Below are 26,062 nucleotides of genomic sequence, written 5' to 3' on the forward strand. Positions count from 1 at the left end.
GGGACGCCGAGATCACCCGCCGGTCGAACGCCACGTCGAAGTAGTCACCCTCGCGCGGGAAGGGCGCGACAACCAACAACCGCCGGGTGGTGAGCAGGATCCAGCGGGACGTCCCCAGGCGGTGGCCGATGAACCGCTCGGCCCGCGCGGTCACCGCCCCCGGCCCGGACGGGGCGGTGAGCCGGCCGCGCAGCACGACCTCGGTGAACTCCCCCGGCTCCAGCGGAACCTCCGGCGGCCCGACCGTCCGCACCGGTCTCAGACGCATGCCTGCCAGCCTCCCACCGAACCGGCCGCAAGGTGCGCAATCATGCTCTCTACGCGCACGGAGACCCGATGCCGCGCACCGGAGCATCCCGCGCGGGGCCGCCCCGATCACAGCTCGGCGCCAGTGATACTTACCTACCACTGGCGCATCCTTGTGATACCAAACAGCCCTGTAGGTATCACAAGGACACCGGGACGGTAGGTCAGTACCAGTGCGACGCGACTCCTTCGCTCCTGAGCAGTCGGGCTACATCGTCCGGGCCGAACGCGACTACCTCGCCTTCCTCCCGCCACCGTTGCCGCCCGCGCTCGCCTTCGACCGGCCCCTGATCGGCCTGCTCTCCGAGGCCGACCGCGCGCTGGGCGAACTTGCCGGCGCCGGCCGGACGTTGCCGAACCCACGGCTGCTGGCCCGCGCCCTCGTCCGCCGGGAAGCCGTGCTGTCCAGCCGGATCGAGGGCACCCAGGCGTCCGTGTCGGATCTGGTCCTGTTCGAGGCGGACCGACCGACCCACGATGAAGGCGACGACGTCCGGGAGGTGTTCAACTATGTGACAGCGGTCGAACACGTCCTCGACCCGAACCGCCGGCTCCCCCTGAGCGTGTCGCTGCTACGGGAGGCACATGCCGTCCTGCTGAGCGACGTCCGCGGCAACTACGCCACTCCTGGTGACGTTCGGCGAAGTCAGAACTGGATCGGGCCGCCCGGCTGCACCCTCGACGACGCAACCTACGTTCCGCCGCCCCCCGAGCGGTTGTGGGAATGCCTGGACGCGTTCGAGAAACATCTGCATGCCGACCACGACCTGCCACCGCTCATCACAATTGCCTGCGCGCACTACCAGTTCGAGGCAATCCACCCGTTTCTCGACGGCAACGGCCGCGTCGGCAGGCTCCTCGTCGTCCTGCTGCTGGCCGAATGGGGGCTGCTGAACACCCCGCTGCTGGACATCTCGGCCTGGATCGAACCGCGGCGCGATGAGTACTACGCTCGCCTGCTGCGGGTCTCCACCCATGGAGACTGGCCCGGCTGGGTGGGCTTCTTCCTTCGGGGCGTCGCCGAACAGGCCCGGGACGCGGTATGGCGTTCCGCCACACTGCAGGCTCTGCGGGACGACTACCGCGCCCGGGTCGGTACCGCACGCTCGTCCGCGCTGTTGGCGGTACTGGTGGATGCCCTGTTCGAGATCCCGGCGCTGACCGTCAGCCGTGCTCGGCGCATCCTCGACGTGACGCACCGCTCCGCCAGCCTGAACGTCGCGAAACTGGTGGCAGCCGACATCCTCACGGAGCTGCCCGGCCGTACCCGCAACCGTCTGTTCGTCGCGAACGGCATCCTCCAGGCGATCGATGGTCGCCCGGCCTCGCCCCCACAGCCCACGATGATCGAGTGATACTTACCTACCACTGGCGCGTCCTTGTGATACCAAACAGCCCTGTAGGTATCACAAGGACGCCGGGATGAGCCCCGCATCCCAGCCGCCAGGGTTTCCCCCGCGCCCACAACCGCCGGGATGCAGGGGGAAGCCTGGCCAGGCCGAGAAGCCGCCGCATGCCCGGAGGGCCTGCAAGGCGACGAGAAACGCCGCCAGGGTTTCCCCCGCGCCCGGCGGGGCTAGAAGGCGTCGGCGGGGCGGTACACCCCCCAGACCGCCCGCAGGGCGTGGCAGGTCTCTCCGACGGTGGCGCGGGCGCGCAGGGCCTCCTTGAGCGGGTAAAGGACGTTCTCCGTCCCCTGCGCGGCGGCTTTCAGCGCGTCCAGACAGCGCGTCACCTCAGCGTTGTCGCGGTCGGCACGCAGGGTGGCCAGCCGGGCGGACTGGTCTGCCTCGATCGCCGGATCCACCCGCAGCGGCTCGTAGTGTTCCTCCTGCTCGGCGCGGAACCGGTTGACGCCGACCACGGTGCGGGAGCCGTCCTCGATGCCCTTCATGACCGCGTACGCGGAGTTCTCGATCTCGCTCTTCTGGTAGCCCTGCTCGATCGCGGCGACCGCTCCCCCGCGCTTTTCGACCTGCTCCATCAGTTCACGGGCGGCGTTCTCAACCTCGTCGGTCAGCGCCTCGACCGCGTAGGAGCCGGCGAACGGGTCGACCGTGGCGGTGATGTCCGTCTCGTAGGCGAGGACCTGCTGGGTGCGCAGCGCCAGCGTCGCGGCCTTGACCGTGGGCAGGGCGATGGCCTCGTCGTAGGAGTTCGTGTGCAGGCTCTGGGTACCGCCCAGTACGGCCGCGAGGCCCTGCACCGCGACCCGGACGAGGTTGACCTCGGGCTGCTGCGCGGTGAGCTGGACGCCAGCGGTCTGGGTATGGAACCGCAACATCATCGACTTGGGGCTGGTCGCGCCGAAGGTGTTCTTCATCACGTCCGCCCAGATTCGCCGGGCGGCGCGGAACTTCGCCACCTCTTCCAGCAGGGTCGTACGGGAGACGAAGAAGAACGACAGCCGCGGGGCGAACTCGTCGACCGCGAGCCCGGCCTCGATCGCCGCCCGGACGTAGGCGATGCCGTCGGCGAGGGTGAATGCGATCTCCTGCGCGGGAGTCGCCCCGGCCTCGGCCATGTGATAACCGGAAATCGAGATCGTGTTCCATTTGGGAATCTCGTTGCGGCAGTAGGCAAAGGTATCCGACACCAGCCGCAGCGACGGTGCCGGCGGATAGATGTAGGTGCCGCGCGCTATGTATTCCTTGAGGACGTCATTCTGGATTGTCCCGGTAATCTTCGAACCGGGGACGCCCTGCTCCTCGGCGACGAGCTGGTACAGCAGCAGCAGTACCGACGCGGGCGCGTTGATGGTCATCGAGGTGGAGACCTTGTCCAGCGGGATACCGGCGAAGAGCACCCGCATGTCCTCGATCGAGTCGATCGCCACACCGACCTTCCCGACCTCACCGTGCGCGATCGGCTCGTCGGAGTCGAAGCCCATCTGGGTGGGCAGGTCGAAAGCGACGGAAAGCCCGCCGGTGCCGGCGGCGACAAGCGAGTGGTAGCGCTCGTTGGATTCCCTGGCGGTGCCGAAGCCCGCATACTGCCGCATCGTCCACGGCTTGCCGGTATACATGGTCGGGTAGACGCCCCGCGTGAACGGGTACTCACCGGGGGCGCCGAGACGCGCCGGTAGATCCCCAGAAAAATCAGACGCGCCGTACACCGACTTGATCGGTTGACCGGACTCCGACAGACGCTCGCTCATGGCCAGATGGTATGGAAAGCCGGCCCCCAGGCGCGCGCCCCACGGCCGCCACGCGCGCCGCCCCCGCCGCACACCGATCAACCCACCAACCGACACCCCGCCTAGCACGGCAAATCATGACAAACTGTGGCGCAAAACATTCAGGCCGATGAATCCGGTCATCAGTGCTATACACATACAAAAGCGGACAAAAATGGTTTTTTACCATCCTTCATGATGATACGCAACGACTACAGTCAGCGTATGTGCCCCACCATCCCCGTGCCGAACACACGGCCCCCCGATGCCGCGGCCGCGGCCGCGCGCCTGGCGGAGATCACTGGAATCAGGCGTCATGACGTCGCCGTGGTTCTCGGCTCCGGGTGGCTGCCCGCGGCAGACGTACTGGCCGCGGCCGGAACCGTGACCGGCGAGACAGCCGTCACCGAGCTCGGTGGTTTCCCGCCGCCACGGGCTCCCGGGCACGTTGGCCGGGTCCGTTCGGTCACCCTCGGCGGACGTCACCTACTGCTTTTCCTGGGGCGGATCCACGCCTATGAAGGCCACGACATGTCCGTCACCACCCATGGCGTCCGGACGGCCTGCGCGGCCGGTGTGAGCACGATCGTGCTCACCAATGCCTCGGGTGGGCTCCGGGAGGACTACAGCGTCGGCCAGCCTGTACTGATCGCCGACCACATCAACCTCACCGGACGCAGTCCCCTGGCCGGCCCCCGGTTCGTCGATCTCACCGACGCCTACGCTCCGCGCCTGCGCGACCTGGCCCGTACCGTCGACCCCACGCTCACCGAAGGGGTGTATGCCGGGCTGCCCGGTCCGCATTTCGAGACCCCGGCCGAGATCCGGATGCTACGGACGCTCGGCGCGGACCTGGTCGGCATGTCGACCGTCCACGAGACGATCGCGGCACGGGCTGAAGGCGCCGATGTGCTGGCGCTGTCCCTGGTGACCAACCTCGCAGCGGGGATGACCGGCGAGCCGCTCAGCCACCTCGATGTGCTGGCCGCCGGCGCCGCCGCCGCCGAGCGGATGGGTGCACTGCTCGCGGCGGTCGTCACGAGGCTCTGAACGGCCCGGCGACCGTGCTCGGCCGGCTCGACGATCTCGTCCGCCGGTTCGGCCTGTACGCCACCGCTGATATCGGCCAATGCGCACCATGCCGGGTCAGGCCTCGCCGAAATACCGGTCAGACCGCGCCGAACTGACGATCACCAGCGTCCCCGAGGCCGGGGACGATGAAAGCGTCGTCGTTCAGCCGCTCATCGATGCTCGCGGTCACCACCCGCGCGTCGAGACCACTCGCGTCCAGCGCGGCGAGGCCCTCGGGAGCCACCAGCGCGCAGACGAGAATCATGCCGGTGGCGCCGCGGTCGGCCAACAGCCGCAGGCAGTGCAGCGCTGACCCGCCGGTGGCGAGCATCGGGTCCAGCAACAGCACCGGGTATCCGGCCAGGTTCTCCGGCAGCGACTCCAGGTAGGCATGCGGCTGGAAGGTCTTCTCGTCCCGGGCGAGACCGATGAACCCCGTCCGTGCCTCGGGCAGCAGGCCGAGCGCGGCCTCCAGCATGCCCAGACCCGCCCGCAGCACCGGTATGACGATCGGCGCCGTGGCAAGCGTGCCACCGCTGGTGGAGGCGAGCGGGGTGGCGACCGTGTACCCGACGGTCATCAGCTCCCGGGTGGCCTCGTAGATCAACATCGTTGCGAGTTCCCGCAGCGCCGCCCGGAACACCGGCGGTTCGGTGCTCCTGTCACGCAGCACCGTCAACCGCGCCGTCACCAGTGGATGTTCGACAACGTCGACCCGCACGATCCGTTCACCTCCCGCACAGTGCCATGGCCCCCGCTCGCATCCGCCCGCAATGATGGAACGCATGACCAGCATCCCCTCCGGAGCGAGCCGGCCAGCCGGATCCGGCGGATCCGCGCCTGGTTCCCCACTGCCGCATCAAGGCAAGCGGCGGCATCCGCGCCGCTGAACAGGCACCCGCGTTCATCGAGGCCGGCGCCACCAGGCTCGGCATGTCCGCCGCCCCGGACGTTCTCGCCGCTGTCCCCGAACAGCCGCCGGCGCCCGCGTGACCCAGCCCGTCAGGTGCCCAGCCCGGCTTTCAGGTGCCCTGGCCGCGTTTTTCAGGTGCCCTGGCCGAGTCTGCGGGTTGACATCGCCTTGTTGGCCACGCTGAGAAACTTCTCGTTCGCCGCGGTCAGCTCCGCCGACTCCGCGCTGGCCTGGGTCACCCAGGCGTCGTAGGTGTCGCCGGCCCGATAGCCTCGCAGCACGTCTGTCAGCCGCTGCATACTCTCGATGGCCTCGTCAAAGTGCCGCGCGACGGCCGAGGCCGGGCCGAACCTGACGCACAGCCGTCCATAGGCCGTGCGGGCCGCCTCGTTCGCCTCATTGCGGCACCGGAGATAGTCCCTTGCCTCATCGTCGTTATCCATGATTCCCCGGGACCACAGGCTGATACAACACGCGGTGGTCCGCTGGGATCTCGCCAACTGCTCAGCCGCGAAATCAAGCACGTCACGGCATTCCCTTCCGATGGCGAGCCGATGCGACCGCCGCGACTCCAGCCGGCCCGCCAACGCCATGATTCCCGGAGCGCCTATGCCGGTGACGACAACGCTGACAATCGCAAGTACCGCTACGTCCGACATGATCGGCTATGGTAGCGGAACGGACTGAGCCGCCAGCGGTACACGATCGCACGGAAACCGTGCCTGATCCGGGTCAGCATCCACGGGCCCAGGCGGTACCAGCGCCGGAGCCGCCCGTCCGCTACCTGTTCACGCAGGCGGCAAGGTGATCGTTAACCAGGCCACACGCCTGCATCAGGGCGTAGCCTGTCGTCGGGCCGACAAAGGTAATGCCATGGGCTTTCAGCGCCTTGGCCAGCGCCACCGACTCGGGCGTGGACGTGGGCAGATCGGCGATCACCACCGGTACCGCCGCGACCGCGGGACGAAATGACCAGACCAGTTCGCCCAATGGCATGCCCAGCGCCAGGACCGCGTTGGCATTGGCAATCGTCGCGAGAATCTTCCGTCGGTTGCGGATGATTCCGGTGTCCTCCGCCAGCCGTTCGACATCGGCCGGGCCGAAAGAGGCGACAACCGTCGGGTCGAATCCCGCGAACGCTCTGCGGAAAGCCTCCCGCCGACGCAGGATAGTCAGCCAGGAGAGGCCCGACTGGAATGCTTCGAGGCTGAGGCGCTCGAAGAGGCCGACGGTGTCGTGGACCGGTTTCCCCCATTCCTCGTCATGGTAGGCGATGTACTCGGGCGTGGACAGCGCCCAGGGGCAGCGCGGACAGCCGTCCGGCCCGGCCGCGACACCGGTAAGCACACGGCCGCGGCGCCCAGCGGCACCGGCACCGGCAGTGGCACCGGCACCGGCAGTGGCCGCCACAGCACCGGCCGGCACAGCCACGGCATCAGCCGGTCGGCTACCCACCGGAGCACAGCCGCTCGAAGCCAGGCTTGATCACATTGTTGATGATGGCGAGACGCTGATCAAATGGGATGAAGGCCGATTTCATCGCGTTGACCGTCAGCCATGACAGGTCCGGCCAGCCGTAGCCGAAGGTGTCGACCAGCCTGGCGAACTCGCTCGACAGCGTCACCCCGCTCATCAACCGGTTGTCGGTGTTGACCGTCACCCGGAAGTGGAGCCTGCGCAGCAGACCGATGGGGTGCTCGGCGATACTCGCGCACGCTCCCGTGTCGACATTGGACGTAGGGCACATTTCCAGCGGCACCCGGACGTCACGGACGTAGTTGGCAAGCCGTCCGAGGGCTATGTCGCCATCCGGCTTGACGGTGATGTCATCCATGATCCGAACACCGTGACCGAGGCGGTCGGCGTTGCACCACTGCAGCGCCTCCCAGATCGAGGGCAGCCCGAACGCCTCGCCGGCGTGGATCGTGTAGTGCCCGTTCGCCCGCTGCATGTACTGAAAGGCATCCAGATGGCGGGTGGGCGGGAAGCCGGCCTCCGCGCCGGCGATGTCAAAACCGACGACGCCCCGGTCCCGCCATCGGACCGCGGCTTCAGCGATCTCCAGCGATCGCGCCGCGTGGCGCATGGCGGTGACCAGCGCGCGGATCGTCAGCCCGGTCCCCTCCGAGCCGGCGCGCAGGCCGTCCAGGACCGCCTCGATCACCGCGTCGAGCGCAAGCCCACGCTCGACGTGCAGCTCTGGAGCAAACCGGATCTCAGCGTAGACGACGCCGTCCGCTACGAGGTCTTCGGCGCACTCACGAGCCACCCGAGCGAGCGCGTCCGCGGTCTGCATGACCCCGACGGTATGGCTGAACGTCTCCAGATAGCGCACGAGTGATCCGCTGTGGGCGCCGCCACGAAACCAGGTCGCAAGCTTGTCCACCGCCAGGGTAGGCAGTGCGCCGTAACCGGCCGCGTCGGCAAGCTCGACAATGGTCGCGGGACGGAGCCCGCCGTCGAGATGGTCATGCAGCAGCACCTTGGGTGCCCGGCGGATGGCGTCCAACGAGGGTGGCGGGGCGGGCACGTTCATCGCCCGACCGTACGGCAGGCGTGCGACGGCGGCCTGACCGCCACCGCGCGCCACCCGCTCCATACGCCCTGCTTCCCGCGCCGCCCCCGCGGATGGGCGCATGTCCTACCGGTGGACGCGGTCCTACCGTCCATCCGTGCGGGAACGGATCAACCAGCCCACAACGCCGTCGGGCAGCCAGCCACTGTCTCGTTTCGCCCTGATGAGATCGATGGCATGGAATGTCACGGCCACCGTTCGCTGCGCGGCGGTCCGCCGGGCCCGCCGGGCGGCAGGTCGGCGGGCCCGAACGCTTCCGGCAAAAGATCATGAAGTGAGCGCGGGCCCCCGGCCAGAGCTACCTGGAGATCCGGGCCCCCGTGTTCGTAGAGAAGTTGGCGACACCGCCCGCAGGGTGCGAGCGGGACACCCGCGGCATCCACACAGGCGACCGCGACAAGCCGTCCGCCCCCCGAGGAACACAGCGCTCCGACAAGGCTGCATTCAGCGCAGAGAGTAAGCCCGAAGGAGGCGTTCTCAACGTTGCACCCGACGACCAGACGGCCGTCGTCGACCACGGCTGCGGCCCCGACGTGAAGGCGAGAGTACGGGGCGTACGCGCGGGCCGCGACCCGCATCGCCGCGCCCCGAAGGCGCTCCCAGTCGACAACGCCCGCCGCCGGCAGGTGTCCGCAGCCGCTCGGCTCGACCATATGGACGCCTCTCCGTAGCCGCTCACAGCCGGTACCCGTTGCTCGTATGCCGCTGATCATAATCGGGATACTGCCGCGGGCCCGGACGAACGGGCAGGCAACAGGCAGCCCGTCGGCCTGAGCGACGATCATGGCCCGGTTAGGCAAGGATGTGACTCAGCGCAGGGCTGATTCAACGCGCGCCGTACCCGTCCGGCGCGGTGGAGCGCGGCGCACCACGACGATTTCCCGCTGGCAGCCGGTGGAGGACTGAATGGAAAAGTGGTCCGCCGAGCTGGCCGCGCCCGGGACCGAGCACACCGTTGAGTCATCGACCGGCGCTCAGCGCACGCCAGCCACGCCGCCACGGGAATCACCGCCCACCGGGACCGCCGACGGCGTGTCGCGCCCCGGACCGGCGGCTGTGCGGTCGTGGTTCCCCCGGGCCGCTGGAGGCTCGGCGCGGCCGGGGTGGCGGCAACGCGTGGGAACGCGGCTGCCAGTTGCCGCAAGCTATCTTCTGCTGGCCTTCGGGCTCACCGGCAGGGTCTGGTCCGAGCCCACCCGGAACATAATCGCGGGTAATCCGAACGACACCGGTCTGTACTGTTGGTGGCTCGCGCATACCGCGCACGCGGTCACCAGCCTGTCGAACCCGTTCATCACGCACCTGGCAAACGCGCCGGAGGGAATAAACGCGCTCTGGAACACATCCGTCCTGGCGCCCGGCCTGCTACTGACTCCGCTGACCATCGCCGCCGGCCCGGTGGCATCCTACAACGTGCTGATCGTGCTGGCCTTCGCACTGTCAGCCCTGGGCGCCCAGCTATTCGCGCGCAAGCTCGGCGTGGGGGCGGTGGCAGCCTACGTGGGTGGCTACGTGTACGGTTTTTCCCCGGCGCTGGTGGCGGCCGGCACCGGCCATCTGAGCCTGGTTTTCGCACCGGCCATCCCGCTGCTGCTCTGCCTGATCACCGATATCATCCAGCGGACAGGACGCCCGTTGCGAAAAGGCATCCTGCTGGGCACGGGCGCTGGCCTGCAACTGTTGACCGGCGAAGAGGTGCTGTTCATAACCGCGGTGACGGCCATACTCGGGCTCACCTTGCTGATGTTGAGCCGGCCAGGCTTCCTCCGCAACTCCGGTGGGTCCGTGCACGTTTTCCTGATTGCTTTGCCATCTTTTCTCGCACTGACTTCCATCCCTTTGGGAATTCAGTTCCTCGGTTCTCCGCGAAGCCACGGAAGCCCGTTTCTCACTAATTTCTACAAGAGCGACCTGACGGCTCTCTACGTTCCTTCGTCACAGCAGTTACTGGCATCGGCCGTGCAGGCCAGACGGGCCGCGTCCTTCCAGGGCGGCGCACCGGAGTACATGAGCTACCTCGGCTGGCCCCTGCTTATCCTCTGTCTTTCCGCGACCGCCCTCGGCTTCCGTGACCTCAGACTACGCATAGCCGGGCTCACCGGCCTGGCCCTGGCGGTCCTGACGTTGGGCAGCACACTGCTCGTCAATGGCGTCGAGACTGGCCTGCTATTACCGTGGAACCTGGTCGCCCGCATTCCGGTCTTCGACGCCGCGCTACCCGACAGGTTTGCTCTCGGCACCGCGCTGATGGCGGGGCTCATCCTCGCCATCGTGCTGGATCTCCTGCCTTCCCGGCTCGGCTCCGGCGGCTCGGCCACAGCGGTCGTAGTCGCCGCGGTATGCGTCCTGCCGCTGGTCCCACGGCCATACTCCGTCGAACGGTCGCCTGATGTTCCCTCGTTCTTCACCACCAACGCGCTCAGGGTTCTCCCCGCGAATTCGACCGTGCTGCTGCTGCCGTACCCGAGCGGGCTCCAGACCGCACCGCTTTTCTGGCAGACCGCGGCCCGTTTCCACTTCTCGATGCCCGGCGGCTACTTCATCGGCCCGGGTGACGACGGGCAGGCCTACATGGGTGGGCGAAGGCCGACCGCGACGGCACAACTATTGACTGACGTCGGGTGGGGCCGGTCCGCGGGAACCCCGGCTTTGACCCCAGCAAAGATCACACAGGCATGGGATGACTTCATCCGCCTGGGGGTACGTGCTGTCGTACTCGGCCCGGCCCAGCATGCGCCGGAACTTCGCGACACAGTGACGTTTCTGGTGGGACGGCAACCGCGGTTCACAGCTGGCGTGTATGTCTGGCTGTTGCCGTGACACCGGCGCCCGGGGCTCGTGCCCGGGGCTCGCGAACCGGCCAGATCATGAACCTGGAACCGTCAGCGCCGGTATGGCGTGACGGACGGGTGGCGGCGGAACGACCTGAGCCCTCAACGGCCCCGGGCCGTTCGGCGGGAACCGGGCGTCAGCCCACACTCTGGTGTGTGATGAAGTGGACCAAGCGATGACCACACGGACTTTGCGGCCACCCGCACGGAAACCGAGGGCCACCGGCGCCGCGCTTCACCGATACAGCGCGGTACCCGCAAAGTTTGGCTTGGTCCGCGACGATGGGAACGAGGAGGTGAAACGGACGGATGTCGCTCGACCGCCATACGACGCCCGAGACGGGACAGCCCGAGGCTGGCCATGCCTCGCGTCCGCCCCACCTCATCGGGGGTCGCTACCGGCTCGGCGATGAGCTTGGCCGGGGCGGCTTCGGGGTGGTCTATGCGGCCACTGACGAGTTGCTGCGGCGCGAGGTCGCCGTCAAGGAGATCCGCCTTCCGCCGTCGATCTCCGCGGATGAGCGGGCGGTCCTGCGCACGAGGGTGCTTCGCGAAGCGCGTTCGGCCGGCCGCCTGCACCATCCAGGCCTCGTCTCGGTCTTCGACGTGCTTGATGCCGACGACTGCCCGTGGATCGTGATGGAGCTGGTGGACGGCCCGTCGCTGGCGGACATCATCCGTGAGTCCGGGCCGTTGCCCCGGGAACGGGTCGCCCGGATCGGCATCAGCCTCGGCTACGCCCTTGAGGCCGCGCACCGCAGCGGAATCGTCCATCGCGATGTGAAGCCCGCCAACGTACTGATCAGCGCTGACGGGCGGGCCCGGCTGACCGACTTCGGCATCGCGCTGTCCGCCGGAGACCCGACGCTGACCCGGACCGGCGTTCTTCTCGGCTCGCCGTCCTACATAGCTCCGGAGCGGGCTCGCGGCGGAACGGGCGGACCCGGCAGTGACATCTGGGCGCTCGGCGCGACGCTTTTCACCGCTGTGGAGGGCGGGCCGCCGTACGAGTCCGACAGCGCCATCGCGACGCTGACCGCAATCGTCGACGGACGACGCCAGCCGTTCCGGCTCGCCGGTGCCCTTGCGCCGATCATCGACGACCTCATGGCTGCGAAGCCGTCCGCCCGCCCGTCCCTGCCGCGGGCCAGGCAACGTCTGCGGCAGGTCGGTGAACGCGAGTCCGCAAGGCGTCCGGTCAGCCCCCAAGCCCTCCGCCAGGAGCAGGAGGACCAGGAGCAGGGCCAAGAGCAGGAGCAGAGCCAGGGGCAGCACGAGATGGCGGCCACGGATGCCGGCACGGCACCGGCCACGATGATGGCAATCCCGGTCCAGCCGGAAACGGCAGCGGCCGGCGCGGCTGTGAACGCGGCCGCCCCGGCCGCTCCCGGCTCGGTACCGACGGTGGCTCCCCGACCGGATGGCAAGCGGCTCCGGCTGCTCATCGCCATCATCGCCGCGACGCTCATCGTGGGCGCGGCACTCGCTTCGGCCGCGCTGCTCAGCCTGGGCTCAGGCGCGGACGGGCCGACCGGCAGCGCCAATCCGACGGCGGTGCTCAGCGGCACGGCCAAGACCCCGCTGAGGACACCCGTGACGCCGGCTCCGGCCGCCACGAACGCGGCGCCACCGACCGGTGGCGCGGTGGTCGGTGATCCGGGGCTGGCGCCGACGGCCCCGGCCCCGGTAACGCCGCCCGCGGGCTGGCAGTCCTACAGCGGACGCTCCGGCTGGTCGGTCGCCTACCCACAGGGCTGGGAGCAGCACCCAGCCGGTGGCACCGAACGAATCGACTTCATCAATCCGGATACTGGTGCCTACCTGCGGGTCGACACCGCGGCGCAGGCAAATCCATCCGCGTTGGCGGACTGGCAGGCACACGAAGGCGACCTGCGCGCGCGCCTGACGAACTACGAACGCGTGCGGATCACGCCGAGTGACGGCGGAGACGGCTCAATCCAGGCGGATTGGGAATTCCTCTACACCTCCGGCGGAAAAAGAGTTCATGTTCTCAATCGCGGAATTGTTCGTAACGGCCATGGCTACGCGTTGTACTGGTCCACGTCCGACGCCAGCTGGTCAGCGGATCTTCCGTTGATGTGGCGGCTTTTCTCGACGTTCCGGCCAGGCCCATGAACGGTGACCAATGGACCGCGCTGGGCAAGGGTGGCCAGCGCATCCGGCGACGCGTCTGCGAGACTTAAGGGGATGTCCAGACCGACGCCGCCCGGAGACTCCTCGCGTCACAACACACCCCGATACGTCTCTCAACGTTACCGTCTGGATACTCCAATCGGTCGTGGTGGCGCTGGTGTCGTCTGGCGCGGCGAGGACGAACTTCTCCAGCGCCCGGTAGCGATCAAGGAGATCCTCGTCCCACTTGCCGGAACCCAGGTCGAGCGCGACGCCATCCGAACGCGGGTGCTGCGCGAAGCCCGCGCGCTGGCCCGCCTGCACAGCCCGGCGATTGTCGCCGTCTACGACGTGGCTGAGGAAGCCGAACGCCACTGGATCGTCATGGAGCTGGTCAACGCGGACAGCCTGGGAGAGGCCATCCGCGCGAACGGCCCGCTCCCACCAGCGCGGGTCGCGGCAATTGGCCTCACTCTCGTTGACGCGCTCGCCGCCGCGCACTCCGCGGGCGTGCTGCACCGCGACATCAAGCCCGGCAACGTACTGCTGGGCCGGGACGGCCATGTCCGGCTTACCGACTTCGGGATTGCGGCTACCGACGGCGACTCTACGCTCACTGGAACAGGCGCGCTCGTCGGCTCGCCCGCCTACATCGCCCCCGAGCGGGTCCGCGGCTCCTCCGGTACTCCCTCGAGCGACCTGTGGGGGCTCGGCGCCACACTGTACGCGGCGGTGGAGGGGCAGCCTCCGTTCGAAGGGCCGGAAACGTACGCGGTTCTCACCGCCGTGGTGGAGGGACGCAGGCGTCCGTTCCGGCTCGCCGGCCCACTGCGTGGCCTGCTCACCGATCTGCTCGACCGGCCCGCGCCGGAGCGTCCAGGGGCGGCCGAGATACGCCAGCGGCTGGCGCCGATCGCCCAGGGCACCGCGGCGGTGCCCGCCTCCGTCATCAGCGGTCGGCCGAAACCGGACGTCAACAGGCCGGACGAAGGTGACGCGGCGCCGGTCGAGTCCAGTTCGGCCGGCCTCGAGGATGTCGGCGGCGATCTGCTGCCCATCGGGGATGCGGATGCCGACGCCGTCGCCCTGAGCCCGACCACAGCCAGCGGGACCACAGCCGGCGGCGCGACGACGGCGAGCGGGACCACCGCCAGCGCGCCCGATACCGCCAGCGAGGGCGATGAACTGACAGCCGTCGGCTCCATGGCCGACAAAATCGAGATCGCCGAGGTTTCGATCGGCTCCGCGCTGTATGAGAAGCCCCTGACCGCGCTTGCGGTGGGACTGCGCAAGGACCCCGCGGCGGCCGGGGCATCGGGGGTCACGGGCACCACCGCACTGACGGCTCACCGGGGTGGCTCCCGCTCGCTCGGCTCCGCCGGATACAGCGCCGGCAGACATTCTGATCAGGATGACGGTCTGCTACCAGTCTCCGGCGACATCGCGATCGGCCCAGCCCGCGCACCCTTCAGTCATGATCATCATGGTGATGGGCCAGCGTCAGCTACCGGCCGAGACGGTGAGCCTCCGCTCCGGCGGGCTGTGATCATCGCGGTGGCCGCCGCTTCGGTGGCGACTGGAGCGGCAATAGCGCTCAGCGGGGTCCTCACCCCCGGGTCCGGCGGCACCCAGCCGCAGAACCCCGGCGGGAACGGTATCCCCGCGGCGACCAGCACGGCGGACGAGCAGAACAACCTCAATCCTCGGGTGCTCCCGACCGGCCTCGCGCCCTCGTTCAGATTTCCGGCCAGCCGCAGGGCATCACCGAGCGCCTCAGCCAGCCCACCCGCGGCGACGCCCATCGAGACCGACCCGGCGGCCCACAGCCCGACGCCGACCGGCGTCGCCGCGAGCCCCACGGCGCCGGCCATCTCGCCCACCTCGACGCTGCCCGCGTCGTCCCCCCCCACCACATCGACACCGACAGCGACACCGCCACCACCGCCACCACCGGCTCAGTGACGCCTCGAAGCCCACGGGACCGCCGGGGATCTCTCTGATCAACAACGGATGGCCGCCAGCCTCGAAACATAATGAAAGCGATCACTTTCTGTGACATACTTCACCTAAGTGTCACCGAAGCTGGCATGCCCCCCCATGGGCTCAGCACTAACATCGGGTCCACACAAACCATCGTCCGCATGATGTCTCAAGGTGCTTAGTGCCCCCCGAACCCGCCACTCGGCTTCGCTCCAGCTGCCGACGCGGGCCCTTCGGGCCAGCTAGGTTACCAAGAGTCATCGGACGGGACCATCAGGACCAGCCTGTCGGCAGGCAGGTCCGGAGGAGCTTTCAGTGCCGAAGGCACCAGCGGGAACGCTCTACCGCGGCCGTGAAGGGATGTGGTCCTGGGTTGCGCACAGGATCACCGGCGTACTGATCTTTTTCTTTCTGTTCGCCCACGTCCTGGACACCGCGCTCGTGCGGGTGTCACCGTCGTCCTATGACAGTGTGATCGCGACCTACAAGAACCCGATCGTGAACCTGATGGAGGTAGGGCTTGTAGCCGCGGTCGTCTTCCACGCACTCAACGGGATCCGGATCACATTGATCGACTTCTGGAAATCCGGCCCCCGTTTCCAGCGCCAGATGCTCTACACCGAGATCGTGGTGTGGCTGGTCCTCGTCGTCCCCGGTGCTTTCTTCATGCTCAAGCACACGTTCGAGACCCTGTTCGGGAGCGCGTCCTGATGGCGACGACAATCAACGGCGCTGCCGCCCCGGCCATCGAGACACCGCGCAGCCCGCGGCGGCGGCCGGGCGGCCCGAAGGCGCGAACGAACTTCGAGCTGTACGCGTGGCTGTTCATGCGGATCTCCGGGGTCCTGCTGCTCTTTCTCGTGCTCGGTCACCTGTTCATCATGAACATCCTTGATGGCGGGGTGCAACGGATCGGCTTCGGTTTCGTCGCGGGCCGTTGGGCCTCACCGTTCTGGCGGACCTGGGATCTGCTCATGCTCGTACTCGCCGAACTGCACGGAACCAATGGCCTACGGACAGTGATCAATGACTACGCTGAGCGAGCACAGACCCGGTTCTGGCTGAAGATGTTGCTGTATGTGTCGGCAGGCCTGGTCATCACGCTGGGATCGCTGGTCATCTTCACGTTCGACCCGAACATCTCCTGACGGCGCCTGGGAAGGCGGAGGTCCAAGCGGTGCAGGTTCACAAGTACGACACGGTCATCGTGGGTGCCGGCGGCGCGGGGATGCGCGCGGCACTCGAAGCCGGCAAGCGTTGTCGCACCGCCGTGCTGACCAAGCTGTATCCCACCCGCTCCCACACCGGCGCGGCTCAGGGCGGTATGTGCGCGGCCCTGGCCAACGTCGAGGAGGACAACTGGGAGTGGCACACCTTCGACACGATCAAGGGCGGCGACTACCTGGTCGACCAGGACGCGGCCGAGATCATGTGCAAGGAGGCCATCGACGCGGTCCTCGACCTGGAGAAGATGGGCCTGCCGTTCAACCGCACGCCGGAAGGCCGGATTGACCAGCGCCGCTTCGGTGGCCACACGCGTGACCACGGCAAGGCGCCTGTCCGGCGGTCGTGCTATGCGGCCGACCGCACCGGCCATATGATTTTGCAAACGCTTTACCAGCAGTGCGTCAAGAACAAGATCGAATTCTTTAATGAATTCTACGTGCTGGACCTGCTACTCACCGAGGGCGTCACGGCCGGGGTCGTCGCCTATGAGCTGGCCACCGGTGAGGTGCATATCTTCCAGGCGAAGTCGGTGGTGTTCGCCAGCGGCGGGTTCGGCAAGGTTTTCAAGGTCACCTCGAACGCGCACACGTTGACAGGCGACGGGATGGGCATCATCTTCCGGCGCGGGCTGCCGCTGGAGGACATGGAGTTCTACCAGTTCCACCCGACTGGCATCTGGAAGATGGGCATCCTCCTCACCGAGGGTGCCCGTGGCGAGGGCGGTATCCTCCGCAACAAGGACGGCGAACGCTTCATGGAGCGTTACGCGCCGACCATCAAGGACCTCGCGCCCCGGGACATGGTGGCCAGGGCCATCTACACCGAGATCCGTGCTGGCCGTGGCTGTGGCGCGAATGGCGATCATGTCTATCTCGACCTGACCCACCTGCCGCCCGAGCAGCTCGACGCCAAGCTCCCTGACATCACCGAGTTTGCCCGCACCTACCTGGGCATCGAGCCTTACACCGACCCGATCCCGATCCAGCCGACCGCCCACTACGCCATGGGCGGCGTCCCGACGAACATCGACGCCGAGGTTCTGCGGAACAACACCGACGTCGTCAAGGGCCTGTATGCGGCCGGGGAGGTCGCATGCGTGTCCGTGCACGGCGCGAACCGGCTCGGAACGAACTCGCTGCTGGATATCAACGTCTTCGGCCGCCGAGCGGGCATTGCCGCCGCCGAACACGCGATCGCGACGCATCGTCACACCGAGTTGCCCGAGAACCCGGCAGCCTTTGTCGAAGGGCTCCTGACCAGGCTCCGCGACGGCGCGGGCACCCAGAACGCGGCGGCCATCCGTCGCGAGCTGCAGGAGACCATGGACGTCAACGCGTCGGTGTACCGCACCGAGACGACGCTCAAGCAGGCGATCACCGACATTGCCGGGCTGAAGGCCCGCTACCAGCAGGTCGGTGTCACCGACCGGGGCCAGCGCTACAACACCGAGCTGTTGGAAGCCGTTGAGCTGGGCTTCCTGCTCGACCTTGCCGAGTGCCTGGTGGTGAGCGCGCTTGCCCGCAACGAATCCCGCGGCGGGCACTCGCGGGAGGACCATCCGAACCGGGACGACGTCAACTTCCTGCGCCACACGATGGCCTACCGCTCCGGGCCGCTCGTCGCCGGCTCGCCCGCAGCGGAGATCCGGCTGGATTACAAACCCGTCGCCATGACCCGCTACGAGCCGATGGAACGCAAGTACTGACGGAACCCAATCCGGTTTCACTCGAGGCTGCGGACCACGCCGGGCGTTCTCAGATTGGTCCGGGCCAGGTTTCGATGTTCGGGTCACCCAGAGCGCGGCCTATGATGTGCTGGCCCGCGCTGTGGGTCTGATGTGAGAAAGGTCCGGCGTGACTGTCACCGACGATCTATCAACCACCGCACCGGCCGCTTCGGGTCCGACCGCAACGGCCGGACGGACCGTCACGCTGAAAATCCGGCGCTTCGACCCGGAGGTGAGCGCCAAGCCGCTGTGGAAGAGCTACACCGTCCCCTTCGATCCCAGTGACCGGCTGCTGGACGCCCTGCACTACGTGAAGTGGAACCTCGACGGGTCGCTGTCCTTCCGGCGCTCCTGTGCCCACGGTGTGTGCGGCTCGGACGCCATGCGGATCAACGGCTCGAACCGGCTTGCCTGCAAGGTGCTGGTCAAGGACCTCGGTCCGGAGATCTCGATCGAGCCCATCAAGGGCCTTCCGGTCGAGAAGGACCTCATCGTGGACATGGAACCGTTCTTCGACGCGTTCCGTGCGGTCAAGCCGTACCTTATCGCCGAGGGCCACGAGCCGACCCGTGAGCGGCTGCAGTCCGCGGCGGACCGGGAGCGCTTCGACGACACCACGAAGTGCATCATGTGCGCGGCCTGCACGACCTCGTGCCCAGTGTTCTGGAATGACGGGGAGTACTTCGGCCCGGCTGCGATGGTGGCCGCGCACCGCTTCATCTTCGACAGCCGGGACGCGGGCGCCGACGAGCGTTTGGAGATCCTCAACGAGCGGGAAGGGGTGTGGCGCTGCCGCACGACCTTCAACTGTTCGAACGCCTGCCCCCGTGGTATTCAGGTGACCAAGGCAATTCAGGAGGTCAAGCGCGCACTCATCTTCCGGCGCTTCTAATGACTGGCGACTAGTGATCGAAAAGCGCGCGATCGTGATTTTTCCGCGCGCTCGGCGGCCCGGGGATCTCCAGAACGGCGGCCGGAGCTCACGATCGGGGAGGCCGCGAATGGCTCGGATCGCTGTGCGCGATGTTCAGCTGGCTGCTGGCAGCATCTCCCTGCTGGCGGCCAGCCTGTTGCTGAGCGCGGCGGCCTGTTCCACCGACCCCGCCAAACCCCCCTCACCAGTCGTGATCGGTCCGACCCAGGCAGCGAGCCCGACACGGACCAGCGGCGTACCGGCTCCGCTGGAGTCCTCCTACGACACGACGATCGCGCGGAAGACAGCAAGAATTCGCTTCACCTATGCGGCGACCCTCGTTTCCGTCTCCGGCCGCAAACAAACGATCTCCACAACAGGGACCGGCACGGTTGACTTCGTCCACAGCACGAGCGAGAGCGTGCGCAACGTCGACGGCGGCGGCCGCAGCGAGGTACGGATCGTCGGTCCCGACTTCTACCAACGCGGCATCACGGCTGGCGGCGCGCCAAGCTCGCCGCGCTGGACCCGTGTCGTTCCAGGTGGCGCTGCTGCTGCTTCCTCCAGCACCGCATCGGCAGGCGCCGTACAGCCCGGGGTCGGCGACGACGCGGCGCTGCGGCTCGGCTTCCTGAGCGGTGCGTCGGCCCCGGTGACCACCGTGGGCGAGGAATCCATCGACGGTATCCAGACGACCCATTACAAGCTGTCCGTGAACCTGGAAACAGCATCCCAACGAGGGAACATCAGCACGGCCACCGTCGAGTACTACAAGAGCATCCTCGGAAGCGCCCGCCAGCCGACCGAGGCCTGGATCGACGCGGACGGACTCATCCGCCAGCTCCGCATCACCGTCACCAGCGCCGAGTCCGACAGCCCAGCCCCGCACACAGAGATCACCCGGACAGTCACCTACTCGGACTTCGGGATACCTCTGAACGTAATGGCACCGCCGCCCAACGAGATCGCGCCAGGATGAGCTGAGCTCGTCGGCGACGGAACCGGGCGCCGCGCTGATCACGGAAATCTGCCCACTGTGCTTACGCGGCTCCGGCGACAGGTGCGCTCTTATTGAGCCTGTCCACGGCGGAATGGGTGGCAGTTCTCGGCAAAGGCGGTCAGCGCCTCACCGGACAGGCGCTGCGTGGTCCACTCGTCCAGGCCCACCGCGCCGATTGCGCGATAAAAGCCAATCGCCGGATCGTTCCAGTCCAGCACCGCCCACTCGAACCGGCCGTAACCGCGCGCCACGCACTGCCTGGCCAGCGTGCTCATCAGCGCGCGCCCGTAGCCTCGGCCGCGGTGCTCCGGGAGAACATAAAGATCTTCCAAATAAATACCGTGACGACCGGTCCAGGTCGAGAAGTTCAGGAACCACAGGGCGAAGCCGACCACTGTCCCAGCCCGTTCGACCAGGTGGCAGAACACCGCCGGCCGCGGGCCGAACAGCGCTGTCCGCAGGTCCGTCTCGGTCGCGACGACCGCTTCGGGCTCCCGCTCGTACTCAGCCAGCCCGCGGACAAGCCCTAAGAGCGTGTTTTGAAACTCCCATCAAGATTAATAACTAACTTTGATCTTGCTTGCCTACCGGACCGGGTCGGCATCGGAGGCGGCTCCCTCGGTCTGCACATCCGGGTTCCGGCGCGGCTGCGAGGGTGGCCGCCGCGCGAGCCGCCGCGACATCAGCATGATCATAGCGATGTAGACCATGGTCTCGTGCTGGGATGGCAACCGTTCGTAATCACGAACGCACCGTCGGTACCGGATGATCCAACCGAAGGTGCGCTCCACGACCCACCGGCGCGGCAGCACCACGAACCCGGTGGCATCGTCACTGCGCTTGACGACGGTGACGGTCAGTTTCAGTACCTGCCTGGCCCACGTGACCAACCGGCCGGCGTACCCGCCGTCGGCCCAGACCAGGCTGACCAGGAAAAAGCGCTCCCGCAGTCGGGCCAGCAGCGGGATCGCGCCGTCACGGTCCTGCACACTGGCCGCTGTGATCACTACGGCTAGCAGGAGTCCAAGGGTATCCACCGCTATATGACGTTTTCTCCCATTAATCTTCTTTCCGGCGTCATATCCGCGGCTCCCATTGGCCACAGTATCTGCACCTTTCAGTGACTGGGAGTCAATAATGGCTGCCGTCGGGAACGGCGAGCGGCCAGCAGCCACCCGCACCCGGTGGCGCAGCACGTCGTGGATGGCCTGCCAGCTGCCGGCTGTCCGCCACCGTACGAACAGTCCGTACACGGTCCGCCACGGCGGGAACTCCGCGGGGAGCTGTCGCCAGGCCAGGCCGCCCCGCACCAGATAGAAGATCGCGTCCAGGACGCGCCGTCGAGGGTGCGTCTCGGGCCGGCCACCCTTCCCAGCCTGGTTACCCGGCGCGGGCAGGAGCGGTTCGAGCACCGTCCACTGCGCATCCGTGATCGTCGAGGACGGGTAGAAGCCGTAGTGTGGTGCTACGACTACCGACTGGCGGGATTCGGGGTGGGCGGGGCAGGACACACACGTGCACGCAGACGACAATGACACTCGGGCTCCTGGTAGGGCGGTTGGATTCGACACCCGCGCTCTACCAGGAGTCCGCCCCCGTGTGGGGTGCCACGCCGTGTCTACCTGTATGGGTATGTGAGCGTGTTCGCACAACTACAACATCATCTATGGGGTGGCAGTTTAGAAACACGCTCTAAGATCGCGGGAACGTCATCCTCCGTGGCCTGGCGCACCACGGCGTCATCCGCGTCCGGCGACATACCCGGTGATGCTATCGCCATGCTCGCCAGCGGCGTCGCTGGCCCGCCATCGCCACATTGCCGGAGCAGGAACGAAGCAAATCTCGGCCCCGGAGCTATCGTCGACCCGTGGTCAGCCAAGGTCTCTTCGACGAGCTCAGCTCTCTGCCCCTGACCGAATCGCTACAGCCGGTGATCGAGCATGGAGAGGTGTTCACCCGACGTTGGATCGTCGAACTGATCCTGGACTGGGTTGGCTACACGCCCGACAAGGATCTGACCAGCGCCGTGATCGTGGAGCCCGCGTGTGGCGGGGGGGCTTTTATCGGGCCGATAGTCGAACGTCTGATCGCCTCATGCCAGGTTCACGGCCGCTCGCCACTCGACGCCGCCGACGCTGTGTGTTCCTTCGATCTCCTTGACCGCAACGTGCGATCGAGCCGGGATCTCACCATCCGGCTCATGACCGAAAACGGCTGGGACATGCCAGACGCCGGGAAACTCGCCGGCAAGTGGATCCGGCAGGGGGATTTTCTTCTCCAGGGCGCGTACGGGGGCGCCGACTTCGTGGTGGGAAACCCGCCGTACATCCGCCTTGAAGACGTTCCCGAGGCCCGGATGAAAGCCTATCGGTCGTCGTGCCCCACCATGGGCGGGCGGGCTGATGTCTACGTCGGTTTCTACGAGGTCGGCCTGAGGATTCTGCGGCCCGGCGGGAGGCTCGGTTTCATCTGCGCGGACCGCTGGATGCGCAACCAGTACGGCAGCCGGCTGCGCGAGCTGGTGAGCTGTTCCTTCAACGTTGAAGCCGTCCTCACCATGCACGACGTGGACGCATTCTTTGAGCAGGTCTCCGCCTATCCCGCCATCACGATCATCCAGAGTGCGCCGCAGGGAACATCTGTTGTTGCCGACACGACGTCGTCTTTCGGCGCAGACGAGGCCATCTTACTACGGCGCTGGGCAGGTAGAGAGAGAAACGAGGAAACCTCGATCCGCACGCCGACGTTTCATGCCGCGCGTCTTCCGCACTGGTTCGCCGGGACGGATTCCTGGCCGGCAGCCTCACCCGCGCGGCTTGCGATACTGGAGGACCTCAACGACCGGTTTCCCTGCCTTGAGGACGGCTCGACCGGGACCCGGGTAGGTATCGGGGTCGCCACGGGCGCGGACAGTGTGTTCATCACAGCCGAGCCAGAACGTGTGGACGTCGAGGACGACCGCCTCCTTCCGCTGGCGATGGTCCGTGACATCACGGGTGGTTCGTTCTCGTGGACGGGAACGCATCTCGTCAACCCCTGGGGCGCCGACGGCCAGCTTGTTGATTTTGCCTGCTATCCCCGCCTCGGCCGGTATTTTCGCCGGCACAGCGGCCAGCTGCGGGCACGTCATATCGCCAGAAAACAGCCGGCCCGCTGGTACAAGACGATCGACAAGGTCGACCATCAGCTTATAAAAAGACCGAAACTCCTCTTCCCGGACATGAAAGCCAACATTCACCCGGTTCTCGATCCCGGCGGATGCTACCCGCACCACAACCTCTACTACGTAGTCTCGGACACCTGGGATCTGCGAGTACTGGGTGGACTCCTGCTCTCACGGGTGGCCGAAGCGTTCATCGTGGCGTACGCGGTCAAGATGCGTGGCGGAACCCTGCGGTTCCAGGCCCAGTACCTACGTCGGATCCGAGTACCTCATCCTGACACGATCAGCGAAACGGACACCGTGGCGCTGCGTGACGCTTTCGAGCATCGCGACGTGGACGCCGCGACAGACGCCGCCCTGCGTGTCTTCAACCTGGCCAACCTGCCAGACTGAGAGAGTGAAGTCCTGACCGTGACCCGCGAGGACACGGACCTGGTGGTGCTCCAGCGGGTGGCCGATGGCCTCCGTGCCCTGGACCGGGACCTCCTGCCGAGCGAAGACACGTGGCCGTGACTGCACCGGCCAGCCACCACCTCTGAGTATCGGTGCCGGGCGATGAGGGCACTGGAGGGACGAAGCACCGTAACCGAAGTTTGCAGAATTTCGGCAGCGGATGCTGTGGGAGACTGGTACTTACAGCCGCAGGAACATGGTACTCAAGGCTGCTGCACGTTGGTAGTCAGCAGATGGCGGGCGGTTTGGAGTGATGTGGACGGTTCCTATCTACCTCGACTGGTGGACGCGAAGATCGGTGACATGCTCGGCGAGCTGCCGGCGGTACTGATCGTCGGCGCGCGGGCGACGGGCAAGACCACCACCGCGGCGCGACATGCTCGTAGCGTCATCCGTCTGGACGAGCCGGCCGAGGCTGTCGCCTTCCGGGCGGATCCGGACGCGGCCCTGCGCCAGTTCCCCGAGCCGGTGCTGCTCGATGAGTGGCAGGTCGTGCCGGAGGTACTGGGCGCGATCAAACGGACCGTCGACGTCCGCCCCGAGCCGGGCCGCTTCCTCGTCACCGGATCCGTGCGGGCGGATCTGCAGGCCGAGAACTGGCCCGGGACCGGGCGTCTGGTGCGTGTCGCCATGAGCGGCCTGTCCAGGCGTGAGATCGCCGGGCGGGTCGCGGGGCCGACGTTTGTCGACCGGATCGCCGACGCCGGCGTCGACGCGCTGTCATCGCCGGCCGACCCGCCGGACCTGGGCGACTACCTGGAGCTGGCGTTGCGCGGTGGCTTTCCCGAACCGGCGCTGCGCCTGTCCGCCACCCGCCGGGAGGAATGGCTGGAAAGCTATCTCGACCAGCTCCTCACCCGCGACGTGGAGCTTCTGGGTGAGTCGCGGGACCCGGATCGGCTGCGCCGCTACTTCGAGGTACTGGCGTTGAACTCCGCCGGCATCGTAGCCAACAAGACCGTGTTCGAAGCGGCAAGGATCAACGCGAAAACCGCCGACGCCTACGACGGCCTGCTGCGTAACCTTCTCGTCGTCGACAGCCTGCCCTCCTGGTGGACCAACCGCCTCAAACGGCTGGTCCAGGTTCCCAAACGTTATGTGGTCGAACCGGCGCTGATTGGTGCCGCGCTGCGGGTCGACGTCCGCGCCGCCCTACGCGACGGCGATCTGCTCGGGCGTCTCCTCGACACCTTCGTCGTAGCACAGCTGCGGGCCGAGCTGTCCGTGAGCACCAGCCGACCCCGCCTGTTCCACCTGCGCCAGGAAAGCGGTCGCCACGAGGTCGATGTCCTCGTCGAGCTCGGCGGCGGCAGGGTCATCGGGATCGAGGTCAAGGCCGACGCCGCACCCGGACGCGACACTGGCCGCCACCTCGCCTGGCTACGCGACGAACTCGGCGACCGCTTCCTCGCCGGCATCGTCCTGCACACCGGCAAACGCGTCTATCCCCTCGACACCGCCATCATCGCCGCCCCGATCGCAACCCTCTGGAACTGACAGACCGGTGAGGGGGGTGGTTGGGTAGGGAGCTGGCGCGGTGACGCGTGAGCGTTCCGTTTCCAGCTCCCTACCGTCGATTCCGTGTCGATGCCGGCTGCGCCGCGGTTGCGGCGCAGCCGCTCCCACGCCCGCCGCATGACATCTCTGCGGTAGACCTTGTCATACAGCGCGTGGAACCGCCGTCCGGGATCGGCCTTGGCCGCCCGGTAGAGCGCGTGCTGCAAGGCGCGGACCCTGCCCGATCGCGATCAGCTTACCGAGCCCCCTGCTCCCAGCACGATGCGGGCATCGCTGCGACCATTTGACCCCGCCAACAAGTTATTTCATTACGAATTCTTAGGTGTGTCTGATGGGCGGAAGCGATAGAACATCCATCAGACATGCCCACGTCTTGCCGTAACCCTGGCCCGGTCTTGTCGGGGGCGGATCGACGAGGCCAGGGTGTCGACGACTGACCGTTTCCCGATGGCTGACCGGCAATGCCGGTCCCGGGGCCCGGAGCTCAGTACTCGTTCTTGATAACGAAATAGGAACCGCGTATGGTTCCGGCCAGCTTCGACTTCTGCCGGGCGAACTTGAACGAGGCGAGTTCCGTGGGGACTTCCATCCCGTCGGAGAGCTTGAACCCAACCGCTCGTTTCCCGAGGTCGTCGACGGTGTACATTACATTGATCGACAGTCCGTTCTCGTAGAAGACGTATGCCATCCGAATGTTCTCGACCTGGAATGTCGTCACCTCGAGCGGGCGAGCGGAGATGACGATGCCGCGTTCTTCGTTGAGGATCCGGTTAACCCACTCGATGGTCGGCCCGGCGTTGTCTGCGGGCTCGACCGTGAAGACGTGGCCGTACTTGTTCTTGAAGTACCGGGCTTCGTTCGCCCGTAGACCAGCGAGCGCGGCCGCGGCCGGCGACGACTCCAGGCCGACGGTCGATACGGTGCCGAAGTCCACGGCATAGGGCATGGCAAACTCCTCCGCGTGTGCGTTTGGTCCTTATTATGGACAATGGCGCCGAACTCAGCGCGTATGCGCTGGTAGCAAAGCTGGTAGCAAAGGGTAAACGACCCGGCAACAGGGGAGTGGATCAAGGAGCGG

Annotated in this window: 21 protein-coding genes and 2 pseudogenes; 13 read left to right on the top strand and 10 right to left on the bottom strand. The window is 67.1% G+C overall.

The genetic code is table 11. The annotated features are described in order from the left end of the window. Positions 1-268 (bottom strand): annotated as a pseudogene (locus MJ797_RS17785) (hypothetical protein); the annotation flags it as partial. Positions 269-479: 211 nt separating this feature from the next. Between MJ797_RS17785 and MJ797_RS17790 the strand changes: the two are divergent. After that, positions 480-1,661, top strand: coding sequence for a Fic family protein (locus MJ797_RS17790; RefSeq protein ID WP_239336376.1), 1,182 nt, complete (start codon positions 480-482; stop codon positions 1,659-1,661). 221 nt (positions 1,662-1,882) lie between these two features. On the opposite strand, the gene MJ797_RS17795 is transcribed toward MJ797_RS17790, so the two are convergent. After that, positions 1,883-3,463, bottom strand: a complete 1,581-nt coding sequence (locus MJ797_RS17795) for a methylmalonyl-CoA mutase (RefSeq protein WP_239336378.1) — start codon at positions 3,461-3,463, stop codon at positions 1,883-1,885. Between the two features lie 261 nt (positions 3,464-3,724). Here MJ797_RS17795 and MJ797_RS17800 point away from each other — a divergent pair, with 261 nt between their 5' ends. Continuing rightward, the gene (locus MJ797_RS17800; RefSeq protein ID WP_239336381.1) at positions 3,725-4,531 is read left to right on the top strand and encodes a purine-nucleoside phosphorylase; all 807 of its coding nucleotides are present in this window, start codon (positions 3,725-3,727) and stop codon (positions 4,529-4,531) included. 118 nt (positions 4,532-4,649) lie between these two features. Here MJ797_RS17800 and upp read toward each other — a convergent pair whose 3' ends face one another. Beyond that, entirely contained in the window at positions 4,650-5,273 is a 624-nt protein-coding gene (upp, locus tag MJ797_RS17805; RefSeq protein ID WP_239336384.1) for a uracil phosphoribosyltransferase, read from the bottom strand. 137 nt (positions 5,274-5,410) lie between these two features. Here upp and MJ797_RS17810 point away from each other — a divergent pair. Further along, positions 5,411-5,545 (top strand): annotated as a pseudogene (locus MJ797_RS17810) (2-deoxyribose-5-phosphate aldolase); the annotation flags it as partial. 51 nt (positions 5,546-5,596) lie between these two features. On the opposite strand, the gene MJ797_RS17815 reads toward MJ797_RS17810, so the two are convergent. From MJ797_RS17815 to MJ797_RS17830, 4 genes are all read right to left on the bottom strand, one after another. After that, on the bottom strand, positions 5,597-6,124 hold the full coding sequence (locus tag MJ797_RS17815) for a hypothetical protein (RefSeq protein ID WP_239336387.1): 528 nt from the start codon (positions 6,122-6,124) through the stop codon (positions 5,597-5,599). A 121-nt stretch (positions 6,125-6,245) separates the two neighbouring features. Then, complete coding sequence (locus tag MJ797_RS17820) at positions 6,246-6,812, bottom strand: DNA-3-methyladenine glycosylase I (protein ID WP_305039784.1); 567 nt, start codon at positions 6,810-6,812, stop codon at positions 6,246-6,248. Positions 6,813-6,912: 100 nt separating this feature from the next. Then, positions 6,913-8,001, bottom strand: a complete 1,089-nt coding sequence (locus MJ797_RS17825; RefSeq protein ID WP_239336447.1) for an adenosine deaminase — start codon at positions 7,999-8,001, stop codon at positions 6,913-6,915. A 224-nt stretch (positions 8,002-8,225) separates the two neighbouring features. Continuing rightward, positions 8,226-8,825 (bottom strand): cytidine deaminase, encoded by a 600-nt coding sequence (locus MJ797_RS17830; RefSeq protein WP_255739132.1) that lies wholly within the window; start codon positions 8,823-8,825, stop codon positions 8,226-8,228. 121 nt (positions 8,826-8,946) lie between these two features. On the opposite strand from MJ797_RS17830, the gene MJ797_RS17835 reads away from it, so the two are divergent. From MJ797_RS17835 to MJ797_RS17870, 8 genes are all read left to right on the top strand, one after another. Further along, positions 8,947-10,860 (top strand): hypothetical protein, encoded by a 1,914-nt coding sequence (locus MJ797_RS17835; RefSeq protein ID WP_239336390.1) that lies wholly within the window; start codon positions 8,947-8,949, stop codon positions 10,858-10,860. A gap of 320 nt (positions 10,861-11,180) precedes the next feature. After that, positions 11,181-13,007 (top strand): serine/threonine-protein kinase, encoded by a 1,827-nt coding sequence (locus MJ797_RS17840; protein ID WP_239336393.1) that lies wholly within the window; start codon positions 11,181-11,183, stop codon positions 13,005-13,007. A gap of 72 nt (positions 13,008-13,079) precedes the next feature. Continuing rightward, positions 13,080-14,966 (top strand): serine/threonine-protein kinase, encoded by a 1,887-nt coding sequence (locus MJ797_RS17845; RefSeq protein ID WP_239336396.1) that lies wholly within the window; start codon positions 13,080-13,082, stop codon positions 14,964-14,966. Positions 14,967-15,344: 378 nt separating this feature from the next. Continuing rightward, positions 15,345-15,695, top strand: coding sequence for a succinate dehydrogenase, cytochrome b556 subunit (gene sdhC / locus MJ797_RS17850; protein ID WP_374582498.1), 351 nt, complete (start codon positions 15,345-15,347; stop codon positions 15,693-15,695). Continuing rightward, positions 15,695-16,132, top strand: a complete 438-nt coding sequence (locus MJ797_RS17855) for a succinate dehydrogenase hydrophobic membrane anchor subunit (RefSeq protein WP_239336415.1) — start codon at positions 15,695-15,697, stop codon at positions 16,130-16,132. Before sdhC ends, MJ797_RS17855 begins: the two co-directional genes overlap by 1 nt. A gap of 29 nt (positions 16,133-16,161) precedes the next feature. Next, complete coding sequence (sdhA, locus tag MJ797_RS17860) at positions 16,162-17,916, top strand: succinate dehydrogenase flavoprotein subunit (protein ID WP_255739134.1); 1,755 nt, start codon at positions 16,162-16,164, stop codon at positions 17,914-17,916. Positions 17,917-18,064: 148 nt separating this feature from the next. Then, positions 18,065-18,829, top strand: coding sequence for a succinate dehydrogenase iron-sulfur subunit (locus MJ797_RS17865; protein WP_239310507.1), 765 nt, complete (start codon positions 18,065-18,067; stop codon positions 18,827-18,829). A gap of 109 nt (positions 18,830-18,938) precedes the next feature. Beyond that, a complete protein-coding gene (locus MJ797_RS17870) occupies positions 18,939-19,829 on the top strand; it encodes an LppX_LprAFG lipoprotein (RefSeq protein WP_239336419.1) in 891 nt (296 codons plus the stop codon). Positions 19,830-19,918: 89 nt separating this feature from the next. Here the strand turns inward: MJ797_RS17870 and MJ797_RS17875 are convergent, their stop codons facing one another. Continuing rightward, positions 19,919-20,362, bottom strand: a complete 444-nt coding sequence (locus MJ797_RS17875) for a GNAT family N-acetyltransferase (RefSeq protein WP_305039785.1) — start codon at positions 20,360-20,362, stop codon at positions 19,919-19,921. 72 nt (positions 20,363-20,434) lie between these two features. Then, on the bottom strand, positions 20,435-21,283 hold the full coding sequence (locus tag MJ797_RS17880) for an IS5 family transposase (protein WP_374582500.1): 849 nt from the start codon (positions 21,281-21,283) through the stop codon (positions 20,435-20,437). Between the two features lie 434 nt (positions 21,284-21,717). Here MJ797_RS17880 and MJ797_RS17885 point away from each other — a divergent pair, with 434 nt between their 5' ends. Further along, positions 21,718-23,406 carry an Eco57I restriction-modification methylase domain-containing protein gene (locus tag MJ797_RS17885; protein ID WP_239336425.1) on the top strand — a complete coding sequence of 563 codons (1,689 nt, stop codon included), beginning with the start codon at positions 21,718-21,720 and terminating at the stop codon, positions 23,404-23,406. 315 nt (positions 23,407-23,721) lie between these two features. Further along, complete coding sequence (locus tag MJ797_RS17890) at positions 23,722-24,963, top strand: ATP-binding protein (protein ID WP_239336428.1); 1,242 nt, start codon at positions 23,722-23,724, stop codon at positions 24,961-24,963. A gap of 505 nt (positions 24,964-25,468) precedes the next feature. On the opposite strand, the gene MJ797_RS17895 is transcribed toward MJ797_RS17890, so the two are convergent. Then, entirely contained in the window at positions 25,469-25,930 is a 462-nt protein-coding gene (locus tag MJ797_RS17895; RefSeq protein ID WP_239336432.1) for a phage tail protein, read from the bottom strand. Between the last annotated feature and the right edge of the window lie 132 nt (positions 25,931-26,062).

Origin of the sequence: Protofrankia sp. CiP3 (assembly GCF_917627345.1) — a bacterium.
Taxonomy (GTDB): Bacteria; Actinomycetota; Actinomycetes; order Frankiales; family Frankiaceae; genus Protofrankia.